Here is a 19,005-nt window from a genome sequence, read left to right as displayed (position 1 = left end):
TCACGCGGGAACTAAAAGTTTAACGATTCGAAAACGGATTGGACCATAAAGGCGCTAAAACGCATCCAGAAAGTGCCGCGGCAGGCGGCCGGGCATGATCGCCACGATATCATAGCGCTGGGAAAGGCGAGCCTGGTCCGCCTGGCGGGCGAGCCAGAGATCGCTTGCCGCCCGTATCCGCTTCTGCGCGGCGATAGAGACGGCATCGACCGCCGCGGCCTCGCCATGGCGGGCCTTGACCTCGACGAAGACGGCGAGATCGCCCTTGCGGGCAATAATATCGATCTCGCCGAGCCGGGTGCGGTGGCGCAGAGCCAGGATGCGATAGCCCTTCAGCATCAGGAAGGCGGCCGCGACATATTCCGACATGCGGCCCCGGCGCAGCGCCTTCCTCCTGATGGCGGTGAGATCATTATCGCCCATCGGTGTTCTTGATCTCCAGCAGGCGCTGGTAGAGCACCTTGCGCGGCAGGCCGGTGAGGCGGGCGGCCTCGGTGGCGGCGCCTGCCGTCGGCATTGACTTCGACAGGTCGGCCAGCATGGCTTCGACATCGGCCTCATCAGTCTCGACCGGCTCTGGCGGACCGATCACGAGGACGATCTCGCCCTTGACGTTTTCCACTTGCTGATAATGGGCGGCGAGGTCGGCAAGCGTGCCGCGACGGAACTCCTCATAGGTCTTGGTCAGCTCGCGGCAGACGGAGGCGGGCCGCGTGGCCCCGAGCACATCGGCGGCGGCCAGAAGCGTTGCACCGATGCGGTGCGGCGATTCAAAGAAGATCAGCGTCGCGGGTGCGGCGGCAAGTTCACCGAGACGGTCGCGGCGGGCCTTGTCCTTGGCCGGCAGGAAGCCAGCGAAAAGGAAGGCATCGTTCGGCAGGCCGGAACCGACAAGGGCTGCGAGCGGCGCGGAAGCGCCGGGAATGGGAATGACGCGGTACCCTGCCGCGATCGCCTGTTGGGCCAGCCGGTAACCGGGATCGGAAACCAGCGGCGTGCCGGCATCGGAGACCAGCGCCACCGAGCGCCCGGCTTCGAGCGCCTGCAGCAGCCTGGGACCGGCCTCGTCAGCATTGTGCTCATGATAGGCGAAGGGGCGGTTCTGGATGCCATACCGATCGAGCAGCACGCGGGTGACGCGCGTATCTTCGCAGGCAAGCACATCGGCGCCGGCCAGCGTTTCCAACGCCCGCAGCGTGATGTCGCCGAGATTGCCGATGGGGGTGGCGACGAGATAGAGCGCCGGCTCCAGCGGCCTTGCCGGCACCGTTGCATTGTGCAGGCGGAAGCTTCGCCGGCTGGCGGCGTCCGCCGTCGTTTCCTCATTCATGCCATTTGCTTTCGTCCCGCCGGCTCGTCGCCGGCATCGAAGCCTTTATGGGCGAGCGGCACGGCTTCGGCAAGGGTTCGGATTTCTGTGAGCATTGCTCTGGAAAACCGCAAATGCAGGGGTGCCGGCGTCCATGCCTCTTGCAAAGCAATGCTGAAGTCTGCCATTTTGCCCGTCCACTCCCCCGGCCTCAAGCCGGGACAGCATTCTTCGGGTGCTCGACGCGCCCGGACAGTCACGGTCGAAAGCGGTAGCATCCCATGCGTATTACTATTGAGCGGTCAAACCTGTTGAAATCGCTGAACCACGTCCACCGCGTGGTCGAACGTCGCAACACGATCCCGATCCTGTCCAACGTACTGCTCAAGGCCGACGGCCAGAAGCTCGACATGAAGGCGACCGACCTCGACCTCGAAATCACCGAGGCGACGCCTGCAAGCGTCGAGCAGCCCGGCGCCACTACCGTTCCCGCCCATCTTCTCTACGATATCGTGCGCAAGCTCCCCGACGGCTCGGAAGTGCTGCTTGCCACCAGCACCGACGGCGGCGCGATGACCGTGCAGTCCGGCCGCTCGAAATTCTCGCTGCAGTGCCTGCCGGAGTCGGACTTCCCTGATCTCACAGCCGGTAACTTCACACATTCCTTCAAGCTGAAGGCGACCGATCTGAAGATGCTGATCGACCGCACGCAGTTCGCGATTTCGACGGAAGAGACGCGTTATTATCTCAACGGCATCTTCTTCCACACGATCGAGAGCAATGGCGAGCTGAAACTCAGGGCGGTTGCGACCGACGGCCACCGGCTGGCGCGCGCCGATGTCGATGCGCCCTCCGGCTCCGAGGGCATGCCCGGCATCATCATTCCGCGCAAGACGGTCGGCGAACTGCAGAAGCTGGTCGACAATCCCGAGACGACGGTGACCGTCGAGGTCTCCGACGCCAAGATCCGGTTGACGATCGGCTCGATCGTCATGACCTCGAAACTGATCGACGGCACCTTCCCCGATTATCAGCGCGTCATCCCCACAGGCAACGACAAGGAAATGCGCGTCGACTGCACGACCTTCGCACAGGCCGTCGACCGCGTCTCGACCATCTCCTCCGAGCGCGGACGCGCCGTGAAGCTGGCGCTTTCCGAGGGGCAGCTGATGCTGACCGTCAACAATCCCGATTCCGGCAGTGCGACTGAGGAAGTCGCCGTCGGCTACGACACGGATGCGATGGAAATCGGCTTCAACGCCAAATACCTGCTCGACATCACCGCCCAGCTTTCCGGCGAGGAAGCGATCTTCCTGCTTGCCGATGCCGGCTCGCCGACGCTGATCCGCGACACGGCGGGCGACGATGCGCTCTACGTGCTGATGCCGATGCGCGTCTGAGGGGAACGAAGGCGACCGCTTGCCGTTTTTCCTCCTGTCAAAACGGAGGATCCCATGACCAAAAGGACGGGAACGGTGCGCATCGGCATATCCGGCTGGACCTATGCGCCCTGGCGCGGCCAATTCTACCCGGAGGACCTGCCGCAGAAGCAGGAGCTTTCCTACGCCGCCCGCCACTTCCGGTCGATCGAGATCAACGGCACCTTCTACGGATTGCAGCGGCCCGAAAGTTTCGGCCGCTGGCGCGACGAGACGCCGGATGATTTCATCTTCGCGGTCAAGGGACCGCGCTTCATCACCCATATGCTGCGGCTGCAGAATATCGAGACGGCGCTCGCCAATTTCCTCGCCTCCGGCCTGCTGCGGCTTGGTCCCAAGCTCGGGCCGATCCTCTGGCAATTGCCGCCGAACATGGCCTTCGATCCATCCCTTTTCGAAAGTTTTTTGTCGCTGCTGCCGCACGACCGCGACGCGGCGATAGCGCTTGCGAAGCGCCACGACTGGCATATCAAGGGACCGGCCTGGCTTAAAAGCGACGGGCACCAGCCGATCCGCCATGCGCTCGAAATCCGCCACGAGAGCTTCCGCTCACCCGCCTTCATCGACATGCTCAGGCGTCACAAGGTCGCTCTCGTCTGCGCCGATACGGTGAAATGGCCGCTGCTGATGGATATCACCGCCGATTTCGTCTATTGCCGCCTGCATGGCTCCGAAAAGCTCTATGTCAGCGGCTACGAGGACGAAGCACTCGACATCTGGGCGCAACGCATCCGCGCCTGGGCCACGGGCGGAGAACCTGAGAATGCGACGCGGGTGCTGGCGCCCGTAGCGGCGCGCACCAAGGGCCGCGACGTTTATCTCTATTTCGACAATACCGACGTGAAGCTGCGCGCACCTGTCGACGCCGATCACTTGGCCGAAAGGCTGGCCGATCTCATGCCCGGTTCCGCGCCGAAAGCCGCATGAACTGTTGATGCCGATGTCCTTGTTGCGAAAATCCTTGTCCCTTAAGCGACAAGCGGCATATTAAGGCATTCGATCAACATGCGGATGGGTGGAGAATGAGCTTACGGGTCAAGGTGAAGGAACGGTTCGGGAAGAGGTTCGACGACGAGATCCGCTTCTTCCGAGGCATGATGCAGGGGCCGAAGACGGTAGGCTCGATCGTGCCGACCTCCTCGATCACGGCGAAGCGCATGGCAAGCGTCGTCGATATCCATTCCGGGCTGCCGGTGCTAGAACTCGGGCCGGGCACGGGCGCCATCACCAAGGCCATCCTCGGCCGCGGCGTTCGTCCGGAAAATCTCGTTGCGATCGAATATTCGACGGATTTCCACAAACATCTGCTGCGGACCTATCCCGGCGTGCACTTCATCAACGGCGACGCTTTCGATCTTCAGACCACTCTTGGCAATTTCGGCGGTCTCACCTTCGATTCCGTCGTCTCGGGCATTCCGCTTCTGAATTTCCCGATGGCGAAGCGCATCTCTCTGCTCGAAAGCCTGCTCGATCGACTGCCGGCCGGCCGGCCGATGGTGCAGATTTCCTATGGGGCGATCTCGCCGATCGCCGCCAATCCCGACCGCTACCATATCCAGCATTTCGACTTCGTCATGCGCAACATTCCGCCGGCGCAGCTCTGGATCTACAAGCGCGGCTGAGATGTTCGGGATCTACATCACTCATCCGCAGGTCAGGATCGACGCCAACGTGCCGGTGCCGAAATGGGGGCTTTCCGATGTCGGCGCGGCGCGTGCCCGCAAAGCGACAGAGAGCGGCTGGGCCAGGCAGTTGCAGCGCATCATCTCCAGCGACGAGACGAAGGCGATCGAAACGGCCGAAATCCTGGCGAAAGCTTCCGGCGTGACGATCGAGATCGTCCACGGCATGCATGAGAACGACCGCTCGGCCACCGGCTTCCTGCCGCCGCCGCAATTCGAAGAAGCCGCCGACTGGTTCTTTGCCCATCCGGAACAAAGCTTCAAGGGCTGGGAGTGCGCCGTCGACGCGCAAGCCCGCATCGTCGAGTCTGTTAACGCCGTTCTTGCCACGCATGATGCGACGGCGCCGATCGCCTTTGTCGGCCATGGCGGCGTCGGCACGCTGCTCAAATGCCATCTGGCGGGCAGGCCGATCTCCCGCGACCGTGACCAGCCGGGCGGTGGCGGCAATCTCTATGCTTTCGGTCTTGCGGACCGCCGCTTATCATGCGACTGGACACCCATCGAAGACTGGCAGGGGTGACTTCAGATGGACGCACGCGAGCGGTTGATCGTCGGCCTGGATGTTCCAACGATCGGCGAGGCGGAAAGACTGGTTTCCGCGCTCGGCGACGACATTCTCTTCTACAAGATCGGCTATCAGCTGGTCTTTGCCGGCGGCCTGGAATTCGCCCGCGATCTTGCCGCCAGCGGCAAGAAGATCTTTCTCGACATGAAGCTGCTCGACATCGACAACACCGTTGCCTCCGGCGTCGAGAACATCGCCAAGATGGGCATGTCGATGCTGACGCTGCACGCCTATCCGAAAACGATGAAGGCGGCGGTCGAGGCCGCGGCCGGCTCCGGCCTCTGCCTGCTCGGCGTGACCGTGCTGACCTCGATGGATGCCGATGACCTTGCCGATGCCGGCTACAGCCAGGATCCGCACAGCCTGGTGCTGCGCCGCGCCGAACAGGCGCGCGCGGCCGGCATGGGCGGCGTGGTCTGCTCGGCGGCGGAAGCGGCTGAGGTACGCGAAATCGTCGGACCCGAGATGGCGATCGTCACCCCCGGCATTCGCCCTGATGGTAGCGACAAGGGCGACCAGAAGCGGGTGATGACGCCTTTCGACGCGCTGAAGGCGGGAGCGACGCATCTCGTCGTCGGCCGGCCTGTCGTCAAGGCGCCGGAGCCCCGAGATGCCGCCCGTGCCATCCTCAGCGAGATGGTGTCGGCGCTCTGGCCGGCAAACCGCTAATAATTTCAACGACAAAAGGGAGAAGACCATGGCCAAGGGATATTGGATCGCCCGTGTCGACGTTCGCGATGCCGAGCGCTACAAGGATTATGTGGCGGCCGCCAAGCCGGCCTTCGAAAAGTATGGCGCGAATTTCCTGGCGCGCGGCGGCGCCTTCACCGAACTCGAGGGCAAGGCGCGCGTCCGCAACGTGGTGATCGAATTCCCGTCGATGCAGCATGCGGTCAACTGCTATAATTCGCCGGAATACCAGATCGCCGCGAAAATCCGCCAGGAAGTCGCGGATGCGGAAATGGTCGTCGTCGAAGGGGTCTAGAGCGGTCTCGCATCCCGCAAAACTGACGGTACGATAGGCCTTCCCGTCGCGCCGGGATTCGGCTAAGACGAAGCCAATCAAGCATTCCGCAAAGCCTTTCGAGGAGCCTGCCATGACCCTTGCCAACCTGCCGCCGCTCGTCACCGTGTTCGGAGGGTCCGGCTTCGTGGGCAGGCACGTGGTTCGGGCGCTGGCCAAGCGCGGCTATAACATCCGCGTCGCCGTGCGCCGTCCCGATCTCGCCGGCTTTCTGCAGCCGCTCGGCAATGTCGGCCAGATCTCCTTCGTGCAGGCGAACCTGCGCTACCGCAGCTCGATCGACCGGGCCGTCGACGGTGCGAGCCACGTCGTCAACTGCGTCGGCATTCTGCACGAGGTCGGCCGCAACACTTTCGACGCCGTGCAGGAATTCGGCGGTCGTGCGATTGCTGAGGCGGCGCGCGGGGCAGGCGCGACGCTGACGCATATTTCGGCGATCGGCGCCGACGCGAAATCCGATTCGGACTATGGCCGCACCAAGGGTCGCGCCGAAACGGCCATCCTCTCGGTCAAGCCCGATGCGGTGATCTTCCGTCCGTCGATCGTCTTCGGACCGGAGGACAGCTTCTTCAACAAATTCGCCGAGATGGCGCGCATGTCGCCGATCCTGCCGCTCGTCGGCGGCGGCAAGACGAAATTCCAGCCTGTCTATGTCGAGGATGTCGCTGAGGCCGTCGCCCGTGCCGTCGACGGCAAGGTCGCCGGCGGCAAGGTCTATGAGCTTGGCGGGCCTGAGGTGCTCAGCTTCCGCGAATGTCTCGAGACGATGCTGAAGGTGACGTGCCGCAAGAACCCGCTGGTATCCCTGCCCTTCGGCATCGCTTCGATGATCGGCAGCATCGCTTCGCTGGTCCCCTTCATAACGCCGCCGATCACGCCGGACCAGGTGCGCCTGCTGAAGCGCGACAATGTCGTCTCCCCGGAAGCCGAGGCGGAAGGCCGCACGCTGAAGGGCCTCGGTATTACGCCCACCATGGTGGCATCGGTGCTTGGCTCCTACCTGGTGCACTATCGTCCGCACGGCCAGTACACCGGCACCGGCAAGGCCGCCTAACCATCTTTTCCGAGGAACGATAACGCCGTCCGCCGATACCGCGGGCGGCGTTTTGGCGTTGGCGTGTCCCGCAAAGCCCGGCGCAAGTTTGAAGTGTTCTGGTGCTCGGCATACTCAGCGGCGTTGCATAAAAGACGCATCGGAATTTTTGTGGAATTAACGCCAAATTTAGCAGGAACGTTTATTGCTATTTGCCATTCCACTGACTACCAAACCCGCGCGTCTTCCAACGGACTCAACGCCTGCGGTCGCGCGCGGCAATCACTGTGAAAGGCATTTCTCAATGGGCAAGTCAATCGCGCTCCTGTTTGCGTGTGCGGCGCTGGTTATCCTTGCAGGCTCTTTCGTTGCACCCGGTTCGGTCGCGGCGGTAAAGGGCGATTGCTCGCCGGCCTACGGCGTCGATCCTTGCTCGACGGCTTCGATCATCCATTGACGAAAGGCCGGCCCTGGGCCGGCATGCTGCTCCAAGCAAGCAGTCGACCGGAACGCCTAAAACAGGGCGCTTCCAGATCACCGCTCAATATCGCCTGTTTCAAAACGGCGGCAGGAGCGTATCCCCTCAACATCGCCTATCTGAAAATCGGCGCCCTGCCGGTAATCGAGTGTCTATTCGAGAAGTCCGGCGGGCATTGCATTCGCGCCGGGAGTTGCGCGAATGCAATGCGGGACGGATGTCTCAGGCAATCAAGCCGGTCGCGGCCATGCCGAGCAGCAAGACACCGAGAATGATGCGGTAGATGGCAAACAGGGTAAACCGGTTGCTTCTGATATAGGCAAGCAGCCATTTGACGGCGATGAAGGCGACGACCGTAGAGACGACGAAGGCGACGCCGAGCGCCGTCCAGTCTTCGCCTGCCGCTCCACCATCCCTGAACGTCTTCAGCAATTCATAGCCGCTTGCGGCATACATTGTGGGGATGCCGACGAGAAAGGCGAATTCGGTCGCAGCGGCGCGATTGCCCGTGCCTGCCAGCATGGCGACGAAGATCGTGGCGCCGGAGCGCGAGGTTCCCGGGAAGACGCCGGCAACGATCTGGGCGATGCCGACCAGGATGGCGACAAGCCAGGTGATCTCTTTATGAGGCGGCCTGCGGGCGGCGGCCCATTCGGCAAAGATCATCCAGATACCGCCGATGATGAGCGCCCAGGCAATCGGCGTCGCGGTCTCCGGCAGTTCAAAGCCGAGCTTCTTGACGACCAGACCAAGAACGGCGGTGATGAGAAAGGCGACGATCAGCTTGGCGGCATAATCGCGGTTGGCAGGATCACGCCAGCCAAGCACCAGATCCAGCAGCCGACGCCAGTAAATGATGGTGACGGCGAGGATGGCGCCCGCCTGAATAACGATGTTGAACATATCCGACCGATGTCCGAGCCATTGCTCCGCAATGATCAGATGGCCGGTGCTCGAGATCGGCAGGAACTCGGTGATCCCCTCTATGACGCCGAGAATTGCAGCATTTATATAATCCATACATTGTCTCCGGTTTAAAGTTCGGTCGGGCCTGAGCGCTTGGGCCGATCAGGCTGCCGCTTCCATTCGTTCGTTAGACCGTGTTTCGCCACTATCAGGTGGCCTGAAAAATCCGATTCGCTTGTATTGGCGGGGCCAAGCTCCTATAGCTTCAACCAATGAGTCATGACTAGGGCGCTATAATTGAGCTGCCACACAGTCCTGTAACAGCAATCACAACGCCCGAGTATCGATGCCCACGCTTTATCATCATCCCATGTCATCCGCATCTCGCTTCGTCCGGCTGATCCTGGCGGAATACGGTTATCAGGCGGATCTGATCGAAGAGCAGACATGGGAGAAGCGCCGGGATTTCCTGGCGCTCAATCCGGCCGGCACGCTGCCGGTCTATGTCGACGACAGCATGCGCGCGCTCTGCGGCGCGAGCGTCATTTCCGAGTATCTAGACGAGACGCATGGCGTCTTGAAGCGCGACCGGCGGCTGCTCGCCGAAGATCCTTTCCAGCGGGCGGAAATCCGCCGGCTGACCGAATGGTTCATGCAGAAAATGGAAAACGACGTGACCAAGCCGCTCGCCCGCGAGCGTGTCTACAAGTTGCAGATGACAGCGGATCAGGGCGGTGGAGCGCCAGATTCCAAGGTTTTACGCACGGCGCGCGCGAATATCCGCCAGCATATGCGCTATCTCACCTGGCTCGCCGGTTCGCGTCAGTGGCTGGCGGGCGAGCGGATGAGTTATGCCGACCTGGCCGCCGCGGCCTCGATCTCCATCCTCGATTATCTCGGCGAGATCGAGTGGGCGGATTCGCCCGTCGTCAAGGACTGGTACCAGCGGCTGAAGTCACGTCCCTCCTTCCGGCCGATGCTGACCGAGCGCGTGCGCGGACTGACACCGGTTTCACACTATGCCGATCTGGATTTCTGACGAGGGCTCTTCATGCCCGAACCTGACAATGACGACAAAGGGCGCCGCCGCCGCGACAATTTGACCGAGTTCGTTCGGGCGGAATCTGCTGCCAAGGGCTTCGATCTCTGCCGCATCACGCGCCCGGACGCGATCCCGCAAGCCAAGGAGCGTCTCGGCCAGTTCATCGATGCCGGGCGCCACGGGACGATGGACTGGATGGCGGAGACTCGCGACCGGCGCGGCGATCCGCGCACACTCTGGAGCGACGTGCGCTCCGTCGTCGTCTTCGGCTTGAATTACGCACCGGAGGAAGATCCCCGCGGTATCCTCGACAAGCCTGATAAAGCGGCAATTTCCGTTTACGCCCGCAACCGCGATTACCACGACGTCATCAAGGGCCGGCTGAAGGAAATCGCCACGCGCTTTGCGGCACGGGCCGGCGCCGACGTGAAGGTCTTCGTCGATACGGCGCCTGTCATGGAAAAGCCCTTAGCGGCGGCGGCGGGGCTCGGCTGGCAGGGCAAACATACCAATCTCGTCAGCCGCACGCACGGTTCCTGGCTGTTTCTCGGCACGATGTTCACCACCGCCGATCTTGCCATCGACGCGCCGGAGAGCGATCATTGCGGCTCCTGCCGCGCCTGTCTCGACATCTGTCCGACGGCTGCCTTTCCGGCGCCTTACCAGATCGACGCGCGGCGCTGCATCTCCTACCTCACCATTGAGCACAAGGGACCGATCGACGCCGATTTGCGAGTGCTGATCGGCAATCGAATCTATGGCTGCGACGACTGCCTTGCCGCCTGTCCCTGGAACAAGTTCGCAAGCTCCGCCTCCGAGATGAAGCTGCAGGCGCGGGAAGATCTGAAGGAGCCGTCGATCGCCTTTCTGCTGACGCTTGACGATGCCGCCTTCCGTACCTTTTTCAGCGGCTCGCCGGTGAAGCGGATCGGCCGCGACCGCTTCGTCCGCAACGTCCTGATCGCCGCCGGCAATTCCGGCGACAAGGTGCTCATCGGGCCATGTTGCGAGCTTTCGGACGATCCCTCGCCCGTAGTGCGTGGCATGGCGGTCTGGGCGCTTTCACGGCTGATGGAGGCTGGCGAATTCTCGGTCTTTGCCGCACAAAGGGCGGATGAGAAGGATGACGACGTCCTGAACGAATGGCGATTGGCGGGAGTGGGCTGATGCATGTGATGATCTTTGGCTGCGGTTATTCCGGCACAGCGATCGCCAAGGCCTTTGCCGGCAACGGCGTGCGTGTTTCCGGCACCACGCGTTCGCCAGACAAGATGGACGTGCTCCGCCAGAATGGCATCGAAGCATTCCTTTTCGACGGCGAGAGCATGGAAAAGGAGCTGCGCCGGGCGTTGACTGGTGTAACGCATCTCGTGCAGTCGATCGCCCCTGGAAAGGCCGACCCGCTGCTGCGGTTGCTTGACAAGGACGGCGCAAGTCTGCTGCCGAAGCTCGAATGGATCGGTTATCTCTCCACCGTCGGCGTCTATGGCGATCACAAGGGAGCCTGGGTGAGTGAGGAAACGCCGTGCCTGCCCATTTCCGGGCGGTCGAAGGAGCGGCTCGAGGCAGAAGAGGGCTGGCTGGCGATGGGCCGGGAGCGCGGCGTGCCGGCGGCAGTGCTTCGTCTTTCCGGGATCTATGGGCCGGGCCGCAATGCCTTCTGCAATCTGGAAAAGGGCACGGCGCGACGGCTGATCAAGAAGGACCAGGTGTTCAACCGCATTCGCGTCGAAGATATCGGTGCCGCGACCCACTTCCTGTCGGAGCGCGGTCTCGGCGGCATCTATAATGTTACCGACGACCGGCCCGGCCCACCGCAGGACGTGATCGTCGAGGCAGCCCGCCTGATGGGCGTCGAACCGCCGCCCGAGCAGGCGTTCGAGACCGCCGAACTGACGCCGATGGCACGCTCCTTCTACGGCGAGAACAAACGCATCTCGAACGCGAAACTCAAGGCCACCGGCTTCGAATTCTCCTTCCCGAACTATCCGATGTCGCTTGCGCAATTGTGGCAGGACGGACGCTGGCGCGGTTAGAACGCAGTCCCGTTTGCGACGAATGCACTCATCCAAAATGAGTAGGAAATTCCTACTTTGCCGCTTTGGCTGGACAATTTTCGCCGCATCTTATGGTTAACGGCCTTTAAATTTGCCCAAATGTGGCAACAAATATGGCGAAATCGGAAAAATATTTTCGCGATTTTCGTGAACGCCAGGCCGTTAACTATCCCTTCGGAAAATTCGTTCGGATTTTAGCTGATTTTATTAGGTTTTTTCCACATTTGAGGGCGGCATGGATTCCTGAGATTCCATCACCGCACTCACGAATGTTACAGATTGTAATATTCCGTGAACACATCCGGCACTTTTTCGCCACTTTTTCGCAGATTTAAGCCCCGCCGCCTGCAAGGGCGTGAGTTCAATAGTTGAGGGATACTCTGTTTTGAAGAAAATACGTCGTTCTATTATCGTCGCCGCAACTATTGCCGCCTGTTCTTCCATGCTTCCGGCGGAAGGTTTTGCTGCAAATGGCTGTGGCGGTGCTTCATGGTACGCACTTCGCTCCAAAACTGCTTCCGGGGAACGTATGAACCCTGCCATCTTGACTGCCGCACATCGTTCGCTTGCTTTCGGCACCAAGGTGAAGGTCACCAACCGCAATAATGGCCGCACTGTCGTCGTTCGTATCAACGATCGTGGTCCGTTCATCCGTGGTCGTGTGATCGACCTGTCCCGCGCCGCCGCGCAGAATATCGGCATGGTGAGCTCCGGCACCGCGAAGGTTTGCTACCAGGTCATCAGCTGAGGCGCCGGAAGCGGCGCTTGCTCTTGCCGTCAATCGCGGTTACCACCCGGTTGAGACTTGTGAACAATCCACTGCGTGACTATCGCGTTTGCGCTGGTCGTTCACACGCCACGGCAACAGGAGACATGTGAATGCGTCTGGGCGGCCGCCTCGAAGGGGCGATTTCAGTGCTCGCGGACATCGATGCCCGCAAGCGGCCCGTCGCCGACGCGCTGAAGGACTGGGGCCTCGCGCACCGCTTCGCCGGTTCCGGCGATCGTGCTGCGATCGGCAACATCGTCTATGACGCACTGCGCATGCGGCTTTCCCATGCCTGGCTGATGGATGACGATAGTGCCGCGGCAATTGCCCATGCCGTCATGTTCCGCCAATGGGGTTTCACCCCGGACAGTCTTGCCACTGAGCTGGCGGATGACAAGTTTGCGCCGACGCCGCTTTCAGCCGACGCCGCCTCGGCCTTTCAAAGCCGCTCCCTCGACGATGCGCCGCCGCATATCCGCGGCGATATTCCCGAATGGGTCCAACCCTCCTTCGAACAGGCCTTCGGTGCCAGCTGGCTCGCCGAGGCACAGGCACTCGCCGCCCGCCCGACGCTCGATCTGCGCGCCAACCTGCTCAAGGCCTCCCGCGACAAGGTCGTCAAGGCGCTCGAAAGAGCCAACGCGCATGCAGCGAAGATCGCCCGCCACGGCATCCGGATTGCCGCCGGCGAAGGCGCCTCGCGTCTTCCCAACGTGACAGCCGAGCTTTCGTTCCAAAAGGGCTGGTTCGAAGTTCAGGACGAGGGATCGCAGATCGTCGCCGACCTGGTGCTCGCCCATGATGGCGAACAGGTTCTCGACTATTGCGCCGGCGGGGGCGGCAAGACGCTCGCCATGGCGGCCGCCATGCAGAACAAGGGACAGGTTCACGCCTATGACGCCGACCGCAAACGGCTGGCGCCGATCATCGAGCGGCTGAAGCGGGCAGGCACGCGCAATGTCCAGGTGCATGACGACGCCAGGGCGCTCTCCGCCCTTGCCGAACGCTGCGACAAGGTGCTGGTCGACGCGCCCTGCACCGGCACCGGCACGTGGCGCCGCCGCCCCGATACGAAGTGGCGGCTGACGGCCAAGAACCTCGACGAACGCACGGCCCAGCAGCAGGACGCGCTGGCGCAGGCGAGCAGCTTCGTCAAATCAGGCGGCGAACTGATCTACGTCACCTGCTCGGTCCTGCCCCAGGAGAACGAGGAACAGGCGCGCCGCTTCACGGCCGCCAATCCTGATTTTCAGATCGTCAGCGCCCTGCCTGCCTGGGACCAGCTCTTTGGAAAGGACGCCCCGCGTCCGCATTCTTCCGACGGCCTGACGGTGACGCTGACGCCCGCCTCCACCGACACGGACGGCTTCTTCTTTTGCCGTATGCAGCGGAAGGGCTGACGCGGCTTAGCGGAGGCCTGCAACGGATGGCGATGCCGCGGCGAAATGGCACGGTTGCTGCCGATTTTTCAAGCAGATGCCGTTCAAAAATGACCGGTTGGCCGCGCCTGTCCATTCTTAAAATCATTCCAAACTAGAGTGTTTGACACCAGTTTGCTTTTGGGCGAAGAGACGGAGCCCGATTAGACGGAAAATCCCGTCACAGGAGAGGATCATGAAGCTCAACCGCAAATTCCGCGCAGCCGTGCTGGCGATCGCCCCCGCCGCCCTGCTCGCCCTTCCCGCGCATGCCGAGACCGATGCTGCCGCCGTAGTGAAACACTATGCCGATGTGGCGCATGCGAAATACGAAGACTCGCTGACGACAGCCAAGGCGCTCGACGCCGCCATCGACGCCTTCCTGAAGGCGCCGACCGACGCGACGCTCAAGGCCGCCAGGGACGCCTGGATCAAGGCACGTGTTCCCTACCAGCAGACGGAAGTCTATCGCTTCGGCAATCCGATGGTTGACGACTGGGAAGGTAAGGTCAACGCATGGCCTCTCGATGAAGGCCTGATCGACTATGTCGATGCCTCTTACGGCACCGAGAGCGACGAAAACTCTCTCTATGTGGCAAATGTCATCGCCAACAAGACGATCAAGATCGACGGCAAGGATGTCGACGCCTCCAAGCTGACGCCGGAATTCCTCTCCGGCACGCTGGCCGAGGCCGGCGGCATCGAAGCCAATGTCGCGACCGGCTATCATGCCATCGAATTCCTGCTCTGGGGTCAGGATCTGAACGGCACCGGGCCTGGCGCCGGCGACCGTCCGGCAACGGATTACGATCTCAAGAATTGCACGCACGGCAATTGCGACCGTCGCGCCGAATATCTGAAATCCGCCTCCACCCTGCTCGTTTCCGACCTGCAGGAAATGACCGACAACTGGACGCCGGACGGTGCTGCGACGAAGAACGTCGAAGCCGATCCGAAGGCCGGTCTCGTCGCGATCCTGACGGGCATGGGTTCGCTTTCCTACGGCGAGCTTGCCGGCGAGCGCATGAAGCTCGGCCTGCTGCTGCACGATCCCGAGGAAGAGCATGATTGCTTCTCGGACAATACCTACAACTCGCATCTCAACGACGCGATCGGCATCGCCGCCGCCTATACCGGCAACTATACCCGCGTCGACGGCACCAAGCTCAGCGGCCCGTCGCTGCACGATCTGGTGGCCGCCAAGGACAAGGCGCTCGATGCCGAAGTGGAAGGCAAGCTCAACAAGACGCTCGATGCCATGAACGCCATGGCTAAGCGCGGCGAGACGGTCGAGAAGTACGACCAGATGATCGCCGAGGGCAACAAGGAAGGCAATGCCGTCGTCCAGGCCGCCATCGACGGGCTGATCGACCAGACGAAATCGGTGCAGCGCGTTATTGCCGCACTCGATCTCGGCACGGTTCAGCTTGAAGGTTCCGACAGCTTGGATAATCCTAACGCCGTCTTCAAATAAGCAAAAAGGCGGGCCGCTTCGAAAGCCGAGGCGGCCCGGACCCTGAAATGTCGCATGCCCCGGCCCGCCGATTGATCGCCAGCGCAGTGCTCTGCGCCACGCTTGCCGGTTTTTCCGTCAGCATCGCCGCCGGTTTCGATCTGCCGACGAAACGCAGCGACCTTTCCGCGGCCGATCTGAAACGTGTCGCCGAGGTCACCCGGCCAACGGCGGATTTTTCCAAGGCAGAACAATACGAAGCGATGCAGGCAGGGGCGACGACCTCGATCGACCCCGTCACCGAGGACAGCTTCTCGCATATTTCGGCCAACATCCCCTTCGACGAAGAGCAGAATTTCAAGCTCGGCAACGCGCTCTTCCGCAAGCTCTGGGTTTCCGCTCCCTCCTCGACGCAGGCCTCCGATGGTCTCGGGCCGCTCTTCAACGCCCGCTCCTGCATGAGCTGCCATGTCAATGACGGCCGCGGCAAACCGCCGGAGGGAGGCCCGAGCGCCACCTCGATGTTGCTGCGGCTTTCCCGCGCGGCCGGGACGCCGGAGGAAGAAAAGGCGATCGTGCAGGCTGATGTCGTCAATTTTCCCGATCCGGCCTACGGCCATCAGCTGCAGGACCTCGCCGTTCCCGGCCTTGCTGCCGAAGGAAAGATGGCGATCAGCTACCAGGAAGAGAGGGTGACGCTCGGCGACGGCGAGATCGTGTCGCTGCGCCGGCCGAGCTATGCGGTTGTCAATCCCGCTTATGGACCGCTCGATCCCGCGACGACGATTTCGCCGCGTGTCGCCTCGGCGATGATCGGCCTCGGACTGATCGAGGCCATTCCCGAAGCCGATATCCTCGCCCATGCCGATCCGGACGATACCGATGGCGACGGCATTTCGGGGAAGGCGGCGATCGTGCGCGACCATCGCAGCGGCAAGATCGCGCTCGGACGATTTGGCTGGAAGGCACAGAACGCTACGGTGCGCGACCAGAGTGCGGATGCCTTCGCCAATGATATCGGCATCTCGACGCCCGATCAGCCGAAGGCGCAGGGCGACTGCACCAGGGCGGAAGAAAAATGCCTTGATATGCCGACAGGGGTGCAGAAACGGCTGGGCGCGCAAGAAGCGCCGGGTCCCATTCTCGACCTCGTGACCTTCTATTCCGAAAATCTCGCGGTTCCCTCGCGCCGCAAGGCAAGCTTCCCCGAGACGCTGAGGGGCAAGCGGATCTTCTACGAAACGGGCTGTATTTCCTGCCATGTGCCGAAATTCGTCACCCGCCGGGATACGCCGGACAAGGCACAATCCTTCCAGCTGATCTGGCCCTATTCCGACTTTCTCCTGCACGATATGGGCGACGGTCTTGCCGACGGGCAACAGGTTGGCCTTGCAAGCGGACGTGAATGGCGCACGCCGCCGCTATGGGGTATAGGACTGACCCGGACTGTCAGCGGACACAGCTTTTTCCTGCATGACGGCCGTGCGCGGAGCCTCACCGAGGCGATTCTCTGGCATGGCGGCGAAGCTGAAAAGGCCCGCAACGCTTTCTCCTCCCTGTCGACCGACGACAGGGCGGCCCTGATTACATTCCTGGAGTCACTTTGATGCGCCTTTGGCACCCCCTGCTCTGCCTTACTCTGCTCGGCCTCGCGACATCAGCGACCGCCCAGACGGCCACTCCCCCGGCAGGGCTGAACGAGGATGCCGTTCCCGCCGTCATGCAGCGCGCCGTCGACGACGTGATCCGTCCCGGCTATCGCAACATGCAGCAATCGGCCGCCCGGCTGACGACGGCGATGAAGGATCTTTGCGCCGACGGCACGCAGCAGACGCTCGACAAAGCAAAGTCCACCTTCGACGATACGATCCGCTATTGGTCGATCATCGAGATCGTCCAGACCGGACCTGTTATCCAAGACAATCTCTTCGAGCACATCCTGTTTTATCCCGACCGCAAGGGCGTCGGCCTCAAGCAGGTGCAGGCGCTGATCGCCAAGGCCGATCCGAAGGATGCGACCGTTGATGCGATCGCCGGCAAGAGTGTTGCGTTGCAAGGCCTGACGGCGCTGGAATACGTGCTTTACGGCAATGGCTCCGACGATCTCGTCGGGCAGAAAGGCAGTTTCCGCTGCCTTTACGGCCAGGCGGTCGCCGGCAATATCCAGCGTGAGGCCGGCGAAGTCGTCGCCGCCTGGGAAAAGCCCGATGGCGTGCAGGCGAGCTGGAAACATCCAGGCCCGCAGAGCAACGATTTCATGGACAACAAGGAAGCGGTGACGGCGCTGCTCGGCATTCTCGTCCATGGTGCTGAGAATGTCCGCGACCAGCGGCTGGAACAGTTCTACAAGGGCAAGGACACCGCGCCACGGCCGCGCATGGCGATCTACTGGCGCTCCAAAAATACCTGGAAATCGATGGCCGCCAATCTGGAGGGCCTTCGCACGCTCTGGCAGAAGGCCGGCATGGCCGAGCTGCTGCCGCCGGACAAGCAGCCGATTGCCGCCTCGATCGACGAGGACTTCAAATCGCTGCTCGACAGTGTGCCGAAGCTCAATCCCGACATCGATGTCGCCACAAGCGATGCGGAGAAGGCCAAGCTCGATACGCTGCTTGCCGATAGCCGCGACCTGATCACCCGGATCAGCGACGAATATGGCGCGGCCATCGGCCTTTCAGCCGGCTTTTCCTTTTCGGACGGAGACTGAGACGATGATGCCAAGTGCCGCGATCGACCGACGCAACTTCGTCAAGGCGGCCGGCCTTGGCTTCCTTGCGGCCTTGGCGCCGAGGTCGCTGATGGCGCTGGAGCGGGCCGATGCGGTCTATGCATCGGGCATTCGTGCAGCCGACGGCTCCTTTGCCATTGCGACCGTGACCGAGCGTGGCGAGATCGTCGATCATGTGGCGCTTCCCGCCCGCGCTCACGGCATGGCCTTCAGCGCCAGCACCGGCAAGACTGTCGCCTTCGCGCGCCGGCCCGGCACCTATGCGATGATCTTCGATCCCTGGAACAAAAGCGAGCCTGTTGTCATCAACTCCAGGGAGGACCGGCATTTTTACGGCCACGGCGCCTTCTCTCCCGATGGTCGTTTGCTCTACGCCAGCGAGAACGACTTCGACGGTAATCGCGGCATGATCGGCCTCTACGACGCCACCGACCGCTTCGCCCGCATCGGCGAATTCGAGACCTACGGCATCGGTCCGCACGACATAACCGTTTCCGAGGACGGACGCCTTCTCATCGTCGCCAATGGCGGCATCGAGACGCATCCGGATTTCGGCCGCACCAAGCTCAATCTCGGCGAGATGCAGCCATCGCTGGCGCTGATCGATGCGACAACCGGGGCGCTGGTCGAAAAACATGTGCTGCCGGCGGAATGGGCAGAACTCTCCACCCGCCACGTCGATCTCGACGGCGAGGGCCGCATCTGGTTCGCCTGCCAGTATGAAGGCCACCGCAAGGATTTGCCGCCGCTCGTCGGCCATTTCGCCAAGGGTGAAGATCTCTCCTTCATCGACCTGCCGGAGGAGACGACGCGCAGGCTTGCCAATTACGTCGGGGCGATCGCCGTCAATCGCAGCGAAGGTCTTGTCGGCATCACCTCACCGAAGGGCGGCGCCTCGGTGACCCTTGACGCAAAGTCGGGCAAGGTGCTGGCCGAGACCGTCGTTCCCGATGCGGCGGGCATCGCGCCGGCAAGAGGCGGCTTTGCCGTTTCCTCCTATGATGGCGATTTCCTGTCGACCCGCAGCGACGTCGCCTGGGATCAGCACATCGTGCGGATCTAAATCAGAGAGGCGCAATTCCGGACGCAAAACCGCTGC

21 protein-coding genes are annotated in these 19,005 nt (G+C 62.1%); 17 read left to right on the top strand and 4 right to left on the bottom strand.

Annotation, left to right across the window (positions count from 1 at the left end):
* Positions 1-54: 54 nt before the first annotated feature.
* From AB8B31_RS23340 to AB8B31_RS23330, 3 genes are read right to left on the bottom strand one after another with little or no spacing between them, the layout of a single operon-like run.
* On the bottom strand, positions 55-423 hold the full coding sequence (locus tag AB8B31_RS23340; RefSeq protein ID WP_018447878.1) for a YraN family protein: 369 nt from the start codon (positions 421-423) through the stop codon (positions 55-57).
* Positions 413-1,330, bottom strand: a complete 918-nt coding sequence (gene rsmI / locus AB8B31_RS23335; protein WP_128408394.1) for a 16S rRNA (cytidine(1402)-2'-O)-methyltransferase — start codon at positions 1,328-1,330, stop codon at positions 413-415. Before rsmI ends, AB8B31_RS23340 begins: the two co-directional genes overlap by 11 nt.
* Positions 1,327-1,497 (bottom strand): hypothetical protein, encoded by a 171-nt coding sequence (locus AB8B31_RS23330; protein WP_018244438.1) that lies wholly within the window; start codon positions 1,495-1,497, stop codon positions 1,327-1,329. Before AB8B31_RS23330 ends, rsmI begins: the two co-directional genes overlap by 4 nt.
* A gap of 93 nt (positions 1,498-1,590) precedes the next feature.
* Here AB8B31_RS23330 and dnaN point away from each other — a divergent pair, with 93 nt between their 5' ends.
* From dnaN to AB8B31_RS23290, 8 genes are all read left to right on the top strand, one after another.
* The gene (gene dnaN / locus AB8B31_RS23325; protein ID WP_128408395.1) at positions 1,591-2,709 is read left to right on the top strand and encodes a DNA polymerase III subunit beta; all 1,119 of its coding nucleotides are present in this window, start codon (positions 1,591-1,593) and stop codon (positions 2,707-2,709) included.
* 54 nt (positions 2,710-2,763) lie between these two features.
* Complete coding sequence (locus AB8B31_RS23320) at positions 2,764-3,675, top strand: DUF72 domain-containing protein (RefSeq protein WP_128408396.1); 912 nt, start codon at positions 2,764-2,766, stop codon at positions 3,673-3,675.
* Between the two features lie 95 nt (positions 3,676-3,770).
* A complete protein-coding gene (gene pmtA / locus AB8B31_RS23315; protein ID WP_018244435.1) occupies positions 3,771-4,370 on the top strand; it encodes a phospholipid N-methyltransferase PmtA in 600 nt (199 codons plus the stop codon).
* A 1-nt stretch (position 4,371) separates the two neighbouring features.
* Positions 4,372-4,953: a histidine phosphatase family protein gene (locus AB8B31_RS23310; protein WP_131605466.1), complete on the top strand. Its 582-nt coding sequence runs from the start codon at positions 4,372-4,374 to the stop codon at positions 4,951-4,953.
* Positions 4,954-4,959: 6 nt separating this feature from the next.
* Complete coding sequence (pyrF, locus tag AB8B31_RS23305) at positions 4,960-5,667, top strand: orotidine-5'-phosphate decarboxylase (protein WP_018447883.1); 708 nt, start codon at positions 4,960-4,962, stop codon at positions 5,665-5,667.
* A gap of 28 nt (positions 5,668-5,695) precedes the next feature.
* Positions 5,696-5,983: a DUF1330 domain-containing protein gene (locus AB8B31_RS23300; protein WP_018447884.1), complete on the top strand. Its 288-nt coding sequence runs from the start codon at positions 5,696-5,698 to the stop codon at positions 5,981-5,983.
* Between the two features lie 112 nt (positions 5,984-6,095).
* A complete protein-coding gene (locus tag AB8B31_RS23295; RefSeq protein ID WP_018447885.1) occupies positions 6,096-7,076 on the top strand; it encodes a complex I NDUFA9 subunit family protein in 981 nt (326 codons plus the stop codon).
* Between the two features lie 283 nt (positions 7,077-7,359).
* On the top strand, positions 7,360-7,512 hold the full coding sequence (locus tag AB8B31_RS23290) for a hypothetical protein (protein WP_003544729.1): 153 nt from the start codon (positions 7,360-7,362) through the stop codon (positions 7,510-7,512).
* Between the two features lie 243 nt (positions 7,513-7,755).
* Here the strand turns inward: AB8B31_RS23290 and AB8B31_RS23285 are convergent, their stop codons facing one another.
* Positions 7,756-8,553: an undecaprenyl-diphosphate phosphatase gene (locus tag AB8B31_RS23285; RefSeq protein ID WP_131605465.1), complete on the bottom strand. Its 798-nt coding sequence runs from the start codon at positions 8,551-8,553 to the stop codon at positions 7,756-7,758.
* Positions 8,554-8,785: 232 nt separating this feature from the next.
* On the opposite strand from AB8B31_RS23285, the gene AB8B31_RS23280 reads away from it, so the two are divergent.
* The 9 genes from AB8B31_RS23280 (at position 8,786) to AB8B31_RS23240 (ending at position 18,969) form a co-directional block, all read left to right on the top strand.
* On the top strand, positions 8,786-9,478 hold the full coding sequence (locus AB8B31_RS23280; RefSeq protein WP_003544722.1) for a glutathione S-transferase family protein: 693 nt from the start codon (positions 8,786-8,788) through the stop codon (positions 9,476-9,478).
* Positions 9,479-9,490: 12 nt separating this feature from the next.
* Complete coding sequence (queG, locus tag AB8B31_RS23275) at positions 9,491-10,648, top strand: tRNA epoxyqueuosine(34) reductase QueG (protein WP_283185881.1); 1,158 nt, start codon at positions 9,491-9,493, stop codon at positions 10,646-10,648.
* Entirely contained in the window at positions 10,648-11,517 is an 870-nt protein-coding gene (locus AB8B31_RS23270) for an SDR family oxidoreductase (RefSeq protein WP_131605463.1), read from the top strand. The genes queG and AB8B31_RS23270 overlap by 1 nt, the downstream gene beginning before the upstream one ends.
* Positions 11,518-11,923: 406 nt before the next feature.
* The gene (locus AB8B31_RS23265; protein ID WP_018244428.1) at positions 11,924-12,286 is read left to right on the top strand and encodes a septal ring lytic transglycosylase RlpA family protein; all 363 of its coding nucleotides are present in this window, start codon (positions 11,924-11,926) and stop codon (positions 12,284-12,286) included.
* 131 nt (positions 12,287-12,417) lie between these two features.
* Positions 12,418-13,707 (top strand): RsmB/NOP family class I SAM-dependent RNA methyltransferase, encoded by a 1,290-nt coding sequence (locus AB8B31_RS23260; protein WP_131605462.1) that lies wholly within the window; start codon positions 12,418-12,420, stop codon positions 13,705-13,707.
* 214 nt (positions 13,708-13,921) lie between these two features.
* Entirely contained in the window at positions 13,922-15,199 is a 1,278-nt protein-coding gene (locus tag AB8B31_RS23255; RefSeq protein ID WP_128408405.1) for an imelysin family protein, read from the top strand.
* Between the two features lie 47 nt (positions 15,200-15,246).
* Positions 15,247-16,785: a di-heme oxidoreductase family protein gene (locus AB8B31_RS23250; protein ID WP_131605461.1), complete on the top strand. Its 1,539-nt coding sequence runs from the start codon at positions 15,247-15,249 to the stop codon at positions 16,783-16,785.
* Complete coding sequence (locus tag AB8B31_RS23245; RefSeq protein WP_131605460.1) at positions 16,785-17,885, top strand: imelysin family protein; 1,101 nt, start codon at positions 16,785-16,787, stop codon at positions 17,883-17,885. Before AB8B31_RS23250 ends, AB8B31_RS23245 begins: the two co-directional genes overlap by 1 nt.
* 4 nt (positions 17,886-17,889) lie before the next feature.
* Positions 17,890-18,969: a DUF1513 domain-containing protein gene (locus tag AB8B31_RS23240; protein ID WP_131605459.1), complete on the top strand. Its 1,080-nt coding sequence runs from the start codon at positions 17,890-17,892 to the stop codon at positions 18,967-18,969.
* Positions 18,970-19,005: the final 36 nt, after the last annotated feature.

Origin of the sequence: Rhizobium sp. 62_C5_N11_2, assembly GCF_051811185.1 — a bacterium.
In the GTDB taxonomy this organism is placed as follows: Bacteria; Pseudomonadota; Alphaproteobacteria; order Rhizobiales; family Rhizobiaceae; genus Rhizobium; species Rhizobium leguminosarum.
The sequence above is the reverse complement of the archived record's forward strand: the minus strand, read 5'-3'. Positions and strand labels throughout refer to the sequence as shown.